The sequence below is a fragment of the Thermoleptolyngbya oregonensis NK1-22 genome (genome assembly GCF_032705245.1).
GTDB lineage: Bacteria > Cyanobacteriota > Cyanobacteriia > Elainellales > Elainellaceae > Thermoleptolyngbya > Thermoleptolyngbya sichuanensis.
This window is the reverse complement of sequence record NZ_CP053540.1, coordinates 119,940-134,735: the sequence shown is the minus strand read 5'-3', so window position 1 is coordinate 134,735 and position 14,796 is coordinate 119,940. Positions and strand designations below refer to the sequence as shown.

The 14,796-nt window shown below is 61.6% G+C and carries 8 protein-coding genes; 6 read left to right on the top strand and 2 right to left on the bottom strand.

Annotation, left to right across the window (positions count from 1 at the left end; all coding sequences use genetic code 11):
* Window positions 1–75: 75 nt before the first annotated feature.
* Window positions 76–1,434, top strand: a complete 1,359-nt coding sequence (locus tag HNI00_RS00575; RefSeq protein WP_316789750.1) for an aminopeptidase P family protein — start codon at window positions 76–78, stop codon at window positions 1,432–1,434.
* A 24-nt stretch (window positions 1,435–1,458) separates the two neighbouring features.
* Here the strand turns inward: HNI00_RS00575 and HNI00_RS00570 are convergent, their stop codons facing one another.
* A complete protein-coding gene (locus HNI00_RS00570) occupies window positions 1,459–6,336 on the bottom strand; it encodes a translocation/assembly module TamB domain-containing protein (protein WP_316789748.1) in 4,878 nt (1,625 codons plus the stop codon).
* Between the two features lie 333 nt (window positions 6,337–6,669).
* On the opposite strand from HNI00_RS00570, the gene HNI00_RS00565 reads away from it, so the two are divergent.
* Window positions 6,670–6,786: a photosystem II reaction center protein I gene (locus tag HNI00_RS00565; protein ID WP_068509295.1), complete on the top strand. Its 117-nt coding sequence runs from the start codon at window positions 6,670–6,672 to the stop codon at window positions 6,784–6,786.
* 168 nt (window positions 6,787–6,954) lie between these two features.
* Here HNI00_RS00565 and HNI00_RS00560 read toward each other — a convergent pair whose 3' ends face one another.
* A complete protein-coding gene (locus HNI00_RS00560) occupies window positions 6,955–7,137 on the bottom strand; it encodes a hypothetical protein (protein ID WP_316789746.1) in 183 nt (60 codons plus the stop codon).
* 125 nt (window positions 7,138–7,262) lie between these two features.
* Here HNI00_RS00560 and HNI00_RS00555 point away from each other — a divergent pair, with 125 nt between their 5' ends.
* From HNI00_RS00555 to HNI00_RS00540, 4 genes are all read left to right on the top strand, one after another.
* Window positions 7,263–10,181, top strand: coding sequence for a DUF3769 domain-containing protein (locus tag HNI00_RS00555; RefSeq protein ID WP_316789745.1), 2,919 nt, complete (start codon window positions 7,263–7,265; stop codon window positions 10,179–10,181).
* Window positions 10,182–10,662: 481 nt separating this feature from the next.
* Entirely contained in the window at window positions 10,663–12,444 is a 1,782-nt protein-coding gene (pyk, locus tag HNI00_RS00550) for a pyruvate kinase (RefSeq protein ID WP_316789743.1), read from the top strand.
* A 67-nt stretch (window positions 12,445–12,511) separates the two neighbouring features.
* Window positions 12,512–13,888, top strand: a complete 1,377-nt coding sequence (locus HNI00_RS00545; protein WP_316789741.1) for an HlyD family type I secretion periplasmic adaptor subunit — start codon at window positions 12,512–12,514, stop codon at window positions 13,886–13,888.
* A 179-nt stretch (window positions 13,889–14,067) separates the two neighbouring features.
* Complete coding sequence (locus HNI00_RS00540; protein WP_316789740.1) at window positions 14,068–14,772, top strand: N-acetylmannosamine-6-phosphate 2-epimerase; 705 nt, start codon at window positions 14,068–14,070, stop codon at window positions 14,770–14,772.
* The last annotated feature ends 24 nt before the right edge of the window (window positions 14,773–14,796 follow it).

Here is a 14,796-nt window from a genome sequence, read left to right as displayed (position 1 = left end):
GGCGATCGCCCAACCGGGGGCAAAAAATGCTTGAATCAGGGTGTATTTTAGGTGTATTTTATCTGGCTCTGAATCATGCAAGCCGAATTCCTGCAAGCTGAGTCCGCGTCTGGTTCTCCATCCCTTGCAGCAGCGCTGCGCCAGCGGCGACAGAGGCTTGCGACCCTGATTTCTGTTCCTGTGGTGCTGTGGTCGGGGCAGAGTCCCTCGCGAAATTTTCCGGCGAATTCCTACCCGTTTCGCGCCAGCAGCCATTTTCTGTACTTCGCGGGGTTGAACTTACCCAAGGCGGCGATCGCCCTCCAGGGTTCCCACCTGACGCTGTTTTGGGATGAGCCAACCCCCGCCGAGGTGCTGTGGCACGGGCCTGGCCCGACGCGATCGCAGCTTGCGGAACAGATCGGCGCGGATGACGCACGGCCCCTGGCCGACCTGGAGCGGTATTGTGCAGGCGCGGCGACGATTGCAGTGCAGGACAGCGCCACGCGGCAACAGCAAGAGAGGCTCTTGGGGCGATCGCTCGTCGTCCCCAAGCTGGCACAGGAGCCGGATCTGTCCCTGGCGGGGGCGATCGCCCAGGTGCGGCTCTGCCACGATGACCTGGCGCTGGCAGAAATGCGGCGGGCGGCCCAGGTGACGCGGCGGGCCCACGCGGCGGGCAGGGCCGCAACCGCAACAGCCACCACCGAAGCCGAGGTGCGGGCGGCTATGGAGCAGGTGATCCTGGCGGCGGATATGACCCCTGCCTACAGCAGCATCGTCACTGTGCATGGGGAGGTGCTGCACAACTGCCACTATAGGCACAGGCTGGAGCCAGGGGATTTGCTGCTGGCCGATGTGGGAGCCGAAACGCCCCTGGGCTGGGCAGCGGACATGACGCGCACCTGGCCTGTGTCGGGTCAGTTTTCACCAACCCAGCGGGATCTCTACGACATCGTGCAGGCGGCCCACGACCGCTGCATCGAGGCGATCGCCCCTGGGGTGGAATACCGCGAGATTCACCTGCTGGCGGCGCGAGTGCTGGCTGAAGGACTGGTGAGCCTGGGCATTTTGCGCGGTGCGCCAGAGGAACTAGTTGAGCAAGATGCCCACGCGCTGTTTTTCCCGCATGGCGTGGGGCATCTCTTGGGGCTGGATGTCCACGATATGGAAGACCTGGGCGACCTCGCGGGCTATGAGCCGGGGCGGACGAGGAGCGATCGCTTTGGGCTATGCTATCTGCGGCTCGATCGCCCCCTGCGGCCGGGCATGGTGGTGACGGTGGAACCCGGCTTTTACCAAATTCCTGCCCTGCTGCAAGACCCAGAAAAGCGCGATCGCTATTCCGCCCTGGTGAACTGGGAGCGTCTGGCAGCGTTTGCCGATGTGCGCGGCATTCGCATTGAAGATGACGTTTTGGTCACTGCTACGGGAGGTGAGGTGCTGACGGAGTGACGAAGGGGGCCTAGCCCAACGCTGCTAAAACCGCGTCTCAAATTCCAGAATCGCCCCGGTTCCGCCATCGGTGTCGATGTAGCTGCGGATCAAAAACTGGTCGTTGATGCGATAGCGCAGGTTGAACTGCACAGGCGCATCGGCCGTCAGGATCGCCAGCACAGAGCCGGAGAGGTCGGTGCCAAACAGGTCGATCCCCGCTTCGGCGGCGAGTTCGAGGGTGGTGCTGGAGGCGTTTTCGGAGGGCAGCAGCGTGGGGAACAGGCGGAAATCCGACAGCCCCAGCACTTCGCTAATGACCCCCTGGATGCCGGGGAGGAGGGCAGAACCTGCTAGGTTGGCGATCGCCAGCGTACTGTCGCCCTGCCCAAAGGTATTGATAAAGCCGCCGCCAATCAGCGCAATAATTTCGCTGTCGCTGCGGGCGGGGCTGCTGGTTAGCGCAAACGTGTCTGATCCGGTGAGGAACCCATCCAGCATTTCGCTAGCGTAGCCGTCTACTGTAGCCATCACCCGCACATTACTGAGGCTGCCCAAGTCTGTCACCAGGGTTTCGTTAATCTCGGCGGCTCCGCTAGAGGTCGTGATCGGTGTGCGGGTCACCTCTGGCACGGAGGCCACAAGCTGCACTTGCAGGTAAGGATCGAGTCCCCGCTGCGGCGTAAATTCGGCGGTGTTGTTGTAGCCCCGCACCAGGTTGAATTGCGTGGTGAACAGGTTGACAATGCCCCGACGAACTTGTAGTTCTCCCTCTGGACGGGGGGCCCGGACGGTGCCGTTGACCCGCAGTTCGCCCGCCACCAGAAAGTCCAGCAGCGGGTCGAGCGTAATTCGCAACCCGCGCCCCAGACTCAATCGCAGGTTATCAAACCGGGGCGGAATGGTGATGTCGTCGGGGTCAATGGGATCGTCTTCGGGCGGTGGCGCGTCGCCGCTGAGCAACTGGACGCGACCGTTGGTGAGCGCAATGTCGCCCCCAATGACCGGCGCAAGGGCGGTTCCGGTAACTTGCACTGCGCCATCGACCCCACCGCTATACAGGCCCTTCAGATTCAGCACGACCTGATTAAGGCTGACCGTCAGTGGCTGGTTGACGGTTGTTTCGCTTCGTGGAAAATCATTGGGGTCAAAAATTGGCAAGATGCCCTCTGCAACCACTTCTCCTTGGCGGAACTGGCCGCGAATGCCTTCCACATCCACAAAGCTGGTGTTGAACTGGGCGCGGCCGGTGATGTTGGTCAGGGGTTCTGGCAGGGCGGGTGCGGTCATCGAGGCTCCGTTAAACTCGGCCGCGCCCGTCACCAGCGGCGCGTTCAGCGTGCCCGTGATGTCCAGATTAATATCCGCCTCGCCGCCGGCCCAGGCCACCTGGTTGGTAAACAGGCTGAGCAGTTCCAGACCTTCGTTTTTGACGGAGAGGTTGATGGCGATCGCCTCGCTGTCGGGCGATACGTCCATGAAATCGAAGGCGTAGGGAATGTCGGCCCGCAGGCGCAGGGGTTCTGTTTCGTTGACGCTCATTTGCCCGATAATCCGCGCTCGCGCATCGTCGTAGCTGAATAGCGCCCTGGCATCTCGAACGGACTGCTGCTGAATCTTGGCATCGAACAAGCTCACTTCGCCGCGCACCTCTGGATCGCCGAGGCTGCCCTGCAAAAAGGCGTTACCATTCACCCGACCCGTGATGCTAATGGGCAACCGCACGATGTCCTGAAGGGGCGTGATATCCACCGACTGCGCCTGAAGCTGGCCCGAAATCTCGTCTGCGCCAAACTGCCCGTTGAAACTGAGGAAGGCCTCGTCCGACCCCAGCCGCAGTGGTAACAGTTCCAGAACCCCATCCTGGAGCGTACCCTGGGCGATCACCTGCTGTGCGTTAAACTCGCCCCATTGCCAGTTTTCTCCCGCCAAGTTGAAGTCTGCGGTCACGCCCGACTGCACTGAACCAGACAGGTTCAGCGTGGCTTCAAAGTTGCCTTGCAGTTCTGCCAGCCGAGGCAGAGGATTGGCGGCTTCGTCCTGCTGTTTTTGCAGATCCAGCAGCGCCAGGATTTCGGAATAGCGCTGGAGTTGCTGGTAAATGGGGCGATCGCCCGTTTGTATGGGCACGGTGGCTAGGTCGGTGGACTGGGCCGTGGGCGGCTGCCGAAAGCCTCGCGCCACGTCGTCGAAGTCATACCAGCGCAGGGTATTCAGCACGTCCTGAATGCGGGCGTTGTCGGTTTCCAGGGTCGCCTCGAACTGCGGGTCGTCGCCCAGCGTTGCGCTGCCGTTCACTGCAACCGTGCTGTAGGGCTGATCCAGGGGCGGCCGCTCGGTGGGCAATGCCAGCGCCAGCAGCCCGTCCTCTAGCTCAATCCGGTCGTTGCGGTAGGTGACGCGCCCGCTGAACTGGTCGGCAAACAGGTAGCCAATGGCAGGGCGATCGACCATAAAACTGCCCTCGGTGGCGTAGGTGTCCAGGTTTACGTCCGCATTGGCAGATACGGTTCCCGTGACGGGGCCCAGCCCCAGGTCGGCAGCCGGGGTGAGGGCAAACCAGTCTAGGGGCAGGTTTTCTAATGTGGTGACCAGCGTGCGATTGCGCCTTGTTCCTGCTGCTCGCGCCCCGTCATGCACCAGCAAAAATGAGCGCGGCAGATAGTCGCCATCCAGATCTAGCGAAATCTGGTCGCGGCGGCCCGTCAGGTCAGCCCGCACGCCCTGACCCATTGCAAACTGCACCGGCCCGGCCAGGCGCGGATCAAACTGGCGCTGGTTAATGGCCAGCCCGTTGAGCGCCAGCAGTCCGTTCACATTCGGCGCGGCAGGCGTGCCCGACACCCGACCGGAAAAGTCCGTCCGCCCAGCCACACGCACCTGGGGCGGCAAGGTGACAGGCAGTCGATTCAGGTCAAAGTCCTGCACCGCCAGCGCTAGGTCAAAGCTAGAGATTTCCGGTGTGTTGCCTGTGGTCCGCGCAAAGACCGTGCCATTGGCGCGGAAGCCCGGAGCCGCCGCCCGATTTAGCACAAGGCGATCGCCCAGCCAGCGAAAATCTGCCGTCAGCGGCCCCGTCAGCAGCGACACGCCCTGCGACAGCCGCACATCGCCCTCTGCCCGAATGCCTGCCAGCGTCGGATCGGCCAGCGTGCCCGCCAGCCGCACCGTGCCATCCAGCGTGCCCGCTAGCTCCGGCGAAAACGGCCTCAGCCCCACCCCCTGGCTCCGCACCACGGCCTGCCAGCGATCGCCCACCAAGTCGCCCTCCGCACTCACGCGCCCGCCCGCGACCTCCAGCGTTGTATTTTGCAGCCGCAGATTCTCGCCCGCAATCAGCAGTTCCCCCCGTGCTGGGTAGGTCGCCTCCGCCGCCTGCCATTGAATCGCCGTGCGGAGTGCATTGGACGGCCCCTCTACCTGCGCGGTTGCATTAACCCGTCCCAGCACGATTTCTGGCGGCAGCGTTGCGCCGTAGGTTCGCGCCAGGGCATCGGCGGGCAGATTTCGCGCCTGGACTCGCGCCTGCACGGTCGCCTCCTCGCCCAGCCCCAGCACGCCGCCCCCCGTCACCACGCCACCGCCCGGAAGCTGCGCCACCAGATCCGTCAAATCAACCCGCTCCTTCACCAGCGAAAAGCGGGTACTGAGGCGATCAATGGTAACTTTGTCAATTAGCAGGGGGCGACTGCTGCGAACTGTGCCCGCTACAATCGGCCCATCGGGCGGCCCCGTCACCGTCACATCGGCATCAAAGGCCCCAGCAAGGGTGATCGGGGTCGCTACGTCTGCCGTTTCTTCGATCTGGCGAACATCCACGTTGCGGACGCGAGTGGACAGGTTGTAGCCCTCACGCAGGTCATAGGTTCCTTCTACTTCGACGGGAATCGTGCCGTAGGTGACGCGCCCGTCTTCGATGGTGATCAGCCGATTGCGAAACCGCAGTTGGGCCCCGGCCTGGGTAATGCGCTTGGGCACATCGGCGATCGCCACTGCCACATCGGCAAACCGGGCCGTCCCGTTCAGCCCCGTCACCGTGTCGTCGGCAAACCGAAGCTCCAGGTTAGAAGACAGCCGTCCGTCCTCTAGCGCTACGGGCATCGCCAGCAGCGCCCCCACATCCTGCACGGCAATGCCATCGGACTGCACCACCAAATTCAGCCGAAAATCGGGCACCGTGATCCCTTCGCCCCGCAGCCGCAGCGCCCCACCCCGGCCAGGATTTCCAGTGACATCAAAGCGAATATTTTGCCCCTCCAGCGTCACCCCGCTGGCATCGGTAGCCTCGATGGAGTCCAGGTTTACCTCGCCGTTGACCTGTTGCAGCCGCACCGATAGATCCGAATCAGGCTGCACCCCCGGCTTTTCCGCCTCGATCATCAGTTGCGCCGAGGGAGCCACGGTCACCGTGCCGTCTGCGATCAATAGCTGCCGCAGTTCAACCTTTAGCGGGGGGTCGTCCTCGCTCTCGGCCAGTTCAATGGCGATCCACTTGCCGTCGTCGGTCTGATCGAGAAAAATGTCGGGGTTTTGCAGGGTCAGCACCAGCCCCAGACGACGCTGGAGCAGATCCAGGAGGTTAAACCGGGCGCGGACTTGCTGCACCGTAGCGCGATCGCCATCGGTCTCCGTCGGCGGCAAAACTGATTCGCCAAACACAATCTCGCCTTGGCCGCGCCAGTTGAGCGCAAGGCCTTGCAGCGGGCCCACCTGGACGGGGCGATTGATCGTCTCACTCAGGGTGGTAGACAGCAGCGGAGCTAGGTCGTTTCGCAAAAAACTTCGCACCCACAGCGTTCCGCCCACGCCGCCTGCCAGTGCGACCAGCCCCAACCCCAGGGCAACGGGTCGCCAGGCCAGGCGGAGACGACGACGGGGCGGACGAGGCGGCTGCGGCGCGGCGGGTAGCTCAGGTGAATTCACGATGACAGCAGGACGCTTTCAAAGAGCAGGTTCACTAAGACTTTAGCCCAGATGCTTCGATTGAGCCTATGGGGGCCAAAAGGATTTATTGAACGGGATTTTGCCCTGCTCAGAGAGTCCCTGAAATGGGGTCAAAGCGGATACCCAAGCGGATACCAAAGCTGGCAAACGGAGTCGGGCGATTCGCGAAGCGATCCCTGCGGGAATCGCCCAACGACCCCAACTGCCTTCTGGAAAAAACCGGGTAAAAGTTGCGCTTACCCTGGGTCGAAAAAGGGGACATCGTTTCGATATGATAATGGAGCTTGTTTTTGAAACCCCGCCAGAGTACCCATGCTGACGCTTAAAGTGATTGTTTATATCGTTGTGCTGTTCTTCATCAGCCTGTTCGTGTTTGGCTTCCTGTCCAACGACCCCTCGCGCAACCCCAACCGCCGAGATCTCGAATAGTTTTTGTCTGAACAACCCTCTGCCCCCAGCCGCGGCAGGGCACTTAATCGTGGGAAGCGTCGTCAAGCGTCGTGACCGACCCCCAGGGCTGCTCGCACTCAGGGCTGCTTGCTTGACCTGATGGTTTGACTTAGTTTTAGCTGCGTATGCCCGTCCCGGTTCCGCCCCCTAGCTTCCCACCTCCCCCTGCTGCGATTGTCGATATTGCACCTGCTGCCCCGGTTCAGGAGCGCGATCGCCCGTCTGCCGATGCATCTGCGATCGCATCCGATTCGCGTCTCCTTCCAGAGCCAGGTTCAGGGGTTCGGTGGTCACCCCGGTCAAAGTCTGCAAGCGCCGGATCAGCCCCATCGACCGCTGAAGTTACGCCCAAAGAATTTACGCCCGATGGATCTGCGCCCGGAGGATCTACGTCTGGAGGATCTACGCCCAGATCAACAGTCGAGTCGATCAGCGCATCATCGCCTGGGTCGGTTGTGGATGTGGCTTCACGATTCCGCACCCCAGGAACCAGCGCCTCGCCGACTCGTCCTGCCCGACAATGGCTGCAAGCTCGTCAGGACGGGATAGCTGGTGATTCCCGCAGGGATCGCTTTGTGAATCGCCCCGCTGCTCCTGTCGCCGCTGTCGAGCCAGCCGATCCCATCCCTACGGCGCAGTCCGTTCCCACATCGAATCAGGGAAGCGACCTGGGCCGCCGTTCGGTTTCGTCGGGCGATTCCCGCCGGGATCACTTCACGACTCGTCCCGTGCGTCCAAATGGCCGTCTGCCTGCTACGCCGCCGCCTCTGCCTGCCGTCGCCAATGCCCAGTCCGCCGCAGCCCTGGGCGTGCCGCTGTCGGTTAACGTCGCCCCAGCGGTTGCTCCAGGGGCAGACGGAACGGTGACGCTTCCTATTGTGGAATCTGGTTTCGCATCCGTTCCAGAATACCTTCCCGCGCTGACACCGGGGACTCTGCTAGCCGCACCGCCTTCCGACACGACGATATTCCGCTCTGCACCGCCGCACCCGGCTGATGACTGGCGACTGTTGGGAGAACCCCGGCAGCCGATTGAATCGCCTGTTGCATCGCTACAGCCTGCGATTACGCCGTCCTCGCTGTCATTTCGCCCCTCAATCCTGAGCACCGAGGCGATTGGGGGACGGGAAATGGGGCCGATGGAGGGCGATTTCCGCAGGGATCACTCCGCGAATCGCCCCCTGTCCGTCCCTGCCGAGCGCCAGCTTCCCAGCCAGACCTGGGCTGTTTCTAGCAATCCCATTCCCTTGCTTGCAGCGCTTTCCAGCCGCAGCGACGCAAGTACCGTTGCCCAGGCTCCCTCCCCGTCGAACCAACCCCCCAATCCAGACAGCGCCCCAAACCTGCCCGCACCCATCCCGTTTCCAGAAACCCTGGAGCAAGACCCCGATTCGGGTCGGCAAATTCTGCTGATTCCGCCCCCAGACGATGGGCCCGACCCGGCGACCCCGCCGCCAGACGGAGAGGCTCCGGTCGATGTGCCAGCCGCTTCCCCGTCGCCGCCTGCTTCTCCCAGGCCTTCTCCTAGTCCTGCTGCGACGGATTCAGCAACGCCCACCAGCCTGACTGATCTGGTCGAAATTCGGGGCGATCGCCAAGACTTTGACACCCTGCGCGAGGTCTTCTCCGCCGAAGGCAATGTGGAAATGCGTTTCCGGCGGGCGGTGCTGACGGCAGATCGGGTGCAGGTGAATTTGCAAAACCGCATTGCGGTGGCCGAGGGCAATGTGCAACTGGTGCGGGGGGCTCAGATTCTTCAGGGCGATCGCCTCGTCTATAACTTTGTGCAGAGCGAAGGCACGGTGGACGGAGCCAGGGGCGAAATCTTCTTGCCCTCCAGCGGCACGGATCTTACCCTGCTATCGCCGCTGGAGGAAGCCGCTGCGGGCGCTGAACGACCTCGCCCCACACCCCGTCCTCCGGGTGCGCCCCCTGTTTCCAGTCCTGGTGGCATCCTGGTAGAAGTGGGGGCAAACCTGGATCAGGGGTTGGCGCTCACGGGGCAGCGCGAAGGCGAACTCACCCGCTTTCGCTTCGAGGCCGAATCCATCGAGTTTTTTCCCGACGGCTGGGTCGCCCAAAATGTGCGCCTTACCAACGACCCCTTTTCGCCGCCCGAACTGGAACTCCGCACCCCCGAACTCACCTACACCCAGTTCAACCCGCTCCAGGCGGAGGTTCGCGCCCGCAATCCCCGGCTCGTGTTCGACCAGCGCTTCAGCCTGCCTTTTTTGCAGAACCGGGTGGTGATCGACAATCGCCGCCGCCAGCCGCCGCTGTTGAGCCTGGGCTACGACGAAGAGGTGGGCGGGCTATTTGTGCAAGCGCCGCTGACGGTGATCAACCAACCCCGCGTGCAGTTTGTGCTTGCGCCCGCAATTCTGCTTCAGCGAGCCGTTACAGACAACAACTTTAATTTCTTTGATCCCAGCAGCATTGGGCTGTTGGCGCAGTTGGATGCCACCCTTGGCCCCTCCACGTCGCTGGTGGGCACGGCGACCTTTGGCACGCTCGATTTGGGCGACTTAGAAAACAAGGTGCGGGGCAGTCTGCGGCTGCGGCAGCAGGTGGGCATTCACCAACTGACGCTGGAATATAGCTACCGCGATCGCCTGTTTAACGGCACCCTTGGGTTTCAGAACGTGCAAACCAGCCTGGGTGCTGTCTTTTCTTCCCCCAATATTCCGCTGGGCAGTTCACGTATCAACCTCAATTATCAATTCAGCGCCCAGCTAATCAACGCCAACACCGATCGCGAAGACTTGCTCGATCCCCCTCTGGAGCGCCGCAATAGCCGCGTCACGCTGGGTCGATTTCAGGCCAGTGCGGGGCTAACGCGGGCCTTTTTGCTGTGGTCTGCGCCGCCCCTGCCGCCCACTGCTGAAGGGGGACTGCGCTATTCGCCCACGCCCATTGTTCCCAACCTCGTCGCCGTCGTTGGGTTGCGCGGCACTACTGCCTACTACACCAGCGAAGATAGCCAGAGCAGCCTGACGGCCTTTGCCAGCCTCCAGGGGCAGTTTGGTCGGTTCTCCCGAAATTTTCTGGACTACACCCGCTTCAACGTCACCTACTCTAATGCGATTGTGGAGGGGGAATCTCCGTTTCGATTTGACCGGATTGCTGATCCCCAGGTTCTGTCCTTTGGGCTGCTGCAACAAATCTACGGGCCGATTCGAGCAGGCTTTCAAACGTCAATTAACCTTGACAAGCGGGAAGGTTTTGACACGACCTTTTTCCTGGAATACAGTCGCCGCACGTATTCCATCATTCTGCGGGTCAACCCCGACCGAGAAGTCGGCTCGCTGGGCATTCGGATTAACGACTTTAACTGGACGAATCCGCCGGAACCGTTTTCGGGGCAGCCTCAGTAGAAGGGGGAAGAGGGAAGAGGGAAGAACGAAGAGGGAAGAGGGAAGAGGGAAGAGGGAAGAACGAAGAGGGAAGAACGAAGAACGAGTTTTTGGGGGAGGCTTTAATTGCCTTGAGAGGACTCGTCTTAAAGGGAATTTGCCTTGGGAGAATCTGTGTTTGGGCGATCGCCCCTGGGTGGCTGACCTGGCAAATTTGGGAAGCGGCTCTGAGAAATCTTGATCGGAGATGATTACATTTACCCTAAATTATGGAAGGGCCGGGCCCAAAGCAGTTTAGCTAAGAATAGGGGCGAAACAAGGGGGAACGGTCGAAGGGCACTATTCCGGGGGCGATCGCCACGCTTGATAGTGCCTCTTGCACGCCGGATCTTACGCTGGATCTCACGCCGGATTTGGCCGCCGCAACCAGCCCTGACCGCTCCTCTAGCTTCCGTGCCGAGAGTTTGTATCCTGAGTATCCCTTGAGAGAGTTCGAGAACCCATGCAACCGCATCAACACCTGCGTCGTACCAAGATTGTCGCCACGATTGGCCCTGCCACCAGCAGCCCCGAAGTTCTACGCAGCCTGATTGAAGCGGGAGCCACCACGCTGCGCCTGAACTTTTCCCACGGCACCCACGAAGACCACCAGCGAAATATTCGCACCATTCGCCAGGTGTCGTTTGAACTCAACCAGCCCGTGGGGATTTTGCAAGATTTGCAGGGCCCCAAGATTCGGCTGGGAAAATTTGAGCAGGGCCCCATCACGCTCAAAAAGGGCGATCCCTACATCCTCACCAGTCGCCCGTTGCTGGGCACGCAGGACATTAGCTCCGTGACCTACGAGCCGCTGGCAGAAGAAGTGCCCGTCGGCGCGACGATTTTGCTGGACGATGGGCGGGTCGAAATGCGGGTGGAAGCGGTAGACCTCGACCAGCGCGAACTGCATTGCCGCGTGGTGGTGGGCGGTGTGCTGTCCAACAACAAGGGCGTGAATTTCCCCGGTGTGTACCTGTCGATCAAAGCGCTGACCGATAAGGACAAAACCGACCTGATGTTTGGGCTGGATCAGGGCGTGGACTGGATTGCCCTCAGCTTTGTCCGCAATCCGCAGGACATTCTGGAAATCAAGGAAATTATCTCTAGCGCTGGCAAAGACGTGCCTGTAATCGCCAAGATTGAAAAGCACGAGGCGATCGAGCAGATGGAGGCGGTGCTGTCGATTTGCGATGGCGTGATGGTGGCGCGAGGCGACTTGGGCGTAGAGTTGCCCGCCGAGGAAGTGCCGATTTTGCAGAAGCGGCTGATTGCCACGGCGAATCGTTTCGGGATTCCCGTGATCACTGCTACCCAGATGCTCGACAGCATGGTGAGCAATCCCCGCGCCACCCGCGCCGAAATCTCGGATGTGGCGAATGCGATTTTGGACGGCACGGATGCGGTCATGCTGTCCAACGAAACGGCGGTGGGCAAGTTTCCGGTAGAGGCCGTCGAGACAATGGCGCGGATTGCGGTGCAGATTGAGCAAAATCTGGCGATCGCCCGCAATGTAGACAGCAACTCTGGCGGACACTCCATCCCCAATGCCATTAGCCAGGCCGTCGGGCGCATTGCCGAACAACTCCAGGCCGCCGCTATCATGACCCTGACAAAAACGGGAGCCACTGCCCGCAATGTGTCGAAATATCGCCCTGGTACGCCCATCCTGGCCGTCACGCCCCACGTCGATGTGGCGCGGCAGTTGCAACTGGTTTGGGGCGTGCGGCCGCTGCTGGTGCTAAACCTGCCCTCGACGGGGCAAACCTTCCAGGCCGCGCTCAACGTCGCCCAGGAAAAAAACTTTCTCAAAGAAGGCGATCTCGTCGTCATGACAGCGGGAACCCTACAGGGAGTATCCGGTTCTACTGATTTGATCAAGGTCGAAGTGGTGACTGCGGTGCTGGGGCGCGGCATCGGCATTGGGCAGGGGCTAATCAGCGGCCGCGCCCGCGTTGCCCGCAGCAGCAAGGAAGTGAGCAACTTCAACCCTGGTGAAATTCTGGTTGTGCCCAACACTGGAGCCGAATACCTGGATGCCATCCGCAAAGCCGCAGGCATCGTCACCGAAGACGACAGCCTTACAGGTCACGCCTCCGTGATCGGTCTCCGCCTGGGCATTCCCGTTATCGTCGGGGTCAAAGATGCTGCTCAGGTGATCCGCGACGGCACGCTGCTGACCCTGGATATCCAGCGCGGACTGGTTTATTCCGGTTCGCTAAATGGGCAAGCTGATCCGGGGTTGTAGGCTCCGAATCCCTGCCCCACTCTCCCATCTGCCTTAGCGTCCCAACCCTCCCCCATCATCCACTCCTATGATCCAGCCCATCTCTCCGGCCCAGGCGCGACAGGCACGGCAGCAGTTTGCCACGCCGGAAGATTACCTGTCCTACGAGTTGGGAAAGGCGGTGCAAGAGTTGCCGCCGCTGTATACGCGGTTGCTGGCGGGAACGCTGTCGGCGCTGGTGTTGGGGGCGATCGCCTGGGCCCATTTCAGCAAGGTAGATGAGGTGGCAACGGCGCAGGGAGCGCTGATCCCCGCGCAGCAGATTCGCCCAATTCAGGCGCTCCAGGGCGGCAAGATTGAGAACATTCTGGTGAAGGAGGGCGATCGCGTCGAGCGGGGCGACGTGCTGCTGGAGCAATCGACCGAGGTGAGCCAGGCCGAAATTGACCGACTGCGGGAAGCCGCGACGTTGATTCGCCAGGACATTGCACGACTGGAGGCCGAGCGCACAGGGCAAGCGCAAACGGGGGTCGCCCTGCAAGACCAACTGCTGGCCGCGCGGCGGCGCGAGTTTGAGGGACGGCGGGCGGCGGCCGAGGCCGAGGCCCAGGGACAACAGGCGGCGATCGCCGAGTCTCGGGCCCGCCTAGCCCGATTGCAAGAAAACCTGAGCAGCGCCCGCGCCAGCTTGGCCAATGCCGAAGAACGAGAGCGCAGCCTGCGGCCCTTGGTGGAACCTGGCACAGGAGCCGTTCCCCGGTTTGACTATTTGGAGGCGAAGGATCGGCTAACCCAGGCGCAAGATCAAATCGCCTCACTCCAGCAAGAAATCGTGGCACAGACCCAGGCCATCCGACGAGCAGAGGAAGCCTATCGCAGCGCCCGCCAGGCCGCCGACCGCCTCAGCTCCGAACGCCAGAGCGAGATTCTGGCGCAGCTCAACCAGCGACGCGAAGAGCTAGCGACGGTTGAAGGGCAACTCGCCCAGGCGACCCGCGCCCAGGAACAAGATACCGTCCGCGCCCCCGTGACGGGCACGGTTTACAACCTCCAGGTGACTCTGGCAGAAGGCACCGTGCAACCCGGCAAAGAACTGATGTCTATCCTGCCGGAGGACAGCGAACTGCTGCTAGAGGTGCAAATTCTGAACCGGGATATCGGTTTTATTGCGCCAGGGATGCGGGCCAAGGTGAAGCTGGCCACCTTCCCGTATCAGGAATTTGGCACGATTGAGGGGGAGGTGGTGCAGATTAGCCCCAACGCCACCATCGACCAGGAGCTTGGCCCAGTGTTCCCAGCGACGATTCGCCTGAGCCGGACTCAGGTGGCTGTGTATGGACAACTGGTAGACCTGACCCCAGGCATGGCGGGCGTAGCGGAAATTGTGACTCGTCAGCGGACGATTCTCACCTTCTTGATTGAGCCGATTACGCGCCGGTTTGATGAGGCGTTTCAGACGCGCTAGGGTTCACAAGCGTCGGTCGCACAAGCGGCATCCGAAGAGTCGGTTGCACAATGTGATGGGGGTGCCAAGTGACCCTTTGCCACAAGTCGCACGAGCGGCATCCGAAGAGTCGGTCGCACAAGCGGCATAAAAACAAGCGGCATCAGAAGAAGAAGCGCAGACGTGATGGGGAACAGGGAATGAGTGCAGGTTCGGGGATAGAGGCGCTGCGGGGCGGACTGGTGGTGTCGTGTCAGGCTCCGGCCGATTCGCCACTGCACGAGCCAAGCGTGATTGCGGCGATCGCCCTTGCGTCACAAAACCAGGGAGCCGTCGGGGTTCGCATCGACACGCCCGCCCATGTCGCCGCTGTGCGCCAGCGGGTGCAGGTTCCCATTATTGGTCTGTGGAAGCGTCAATTAGACGGCTGCGATGTGTACATCACGCCCCAGTTTCAGCACGCAGCGGCGATCGCCCAGGCAGGTGCCGACATCATCGCCATCGACGCAACGCTGCGCCCTCGCCCCGACGGGGAAACAATGGAAGGCTTAATCCAGCGAATCCACGCTGAACTGGGCAAACCCGTGATGGCGGATGTAGACACGATCGAAAGTGCGATCGCCGCTGCTGCTGCCGGAGCCGATCTGGTGGGCACAACACTCTACGGCTACACGGACGAGACGCGCCACCTAAAGCCACCGGGCTTTGACCTGCTCAGCCAACTGTGCAAAACGCTATCGATCCCCGCGATCTGTGAGGGAGGCATCGCCTCCCCCGCGATGGCTCGAACAGCCCTCGACCTTGGCGCGTTTTCGGTCGTTGTGGGCACGGCAATCACTGGCATTGATTTGCAGGTCAAAGCCTATTGTGAGGGGCTGAGGCAGGATAGCGCAGCAGAGTGCTGAGCCTTTTAGGGACGGTTCTGATTT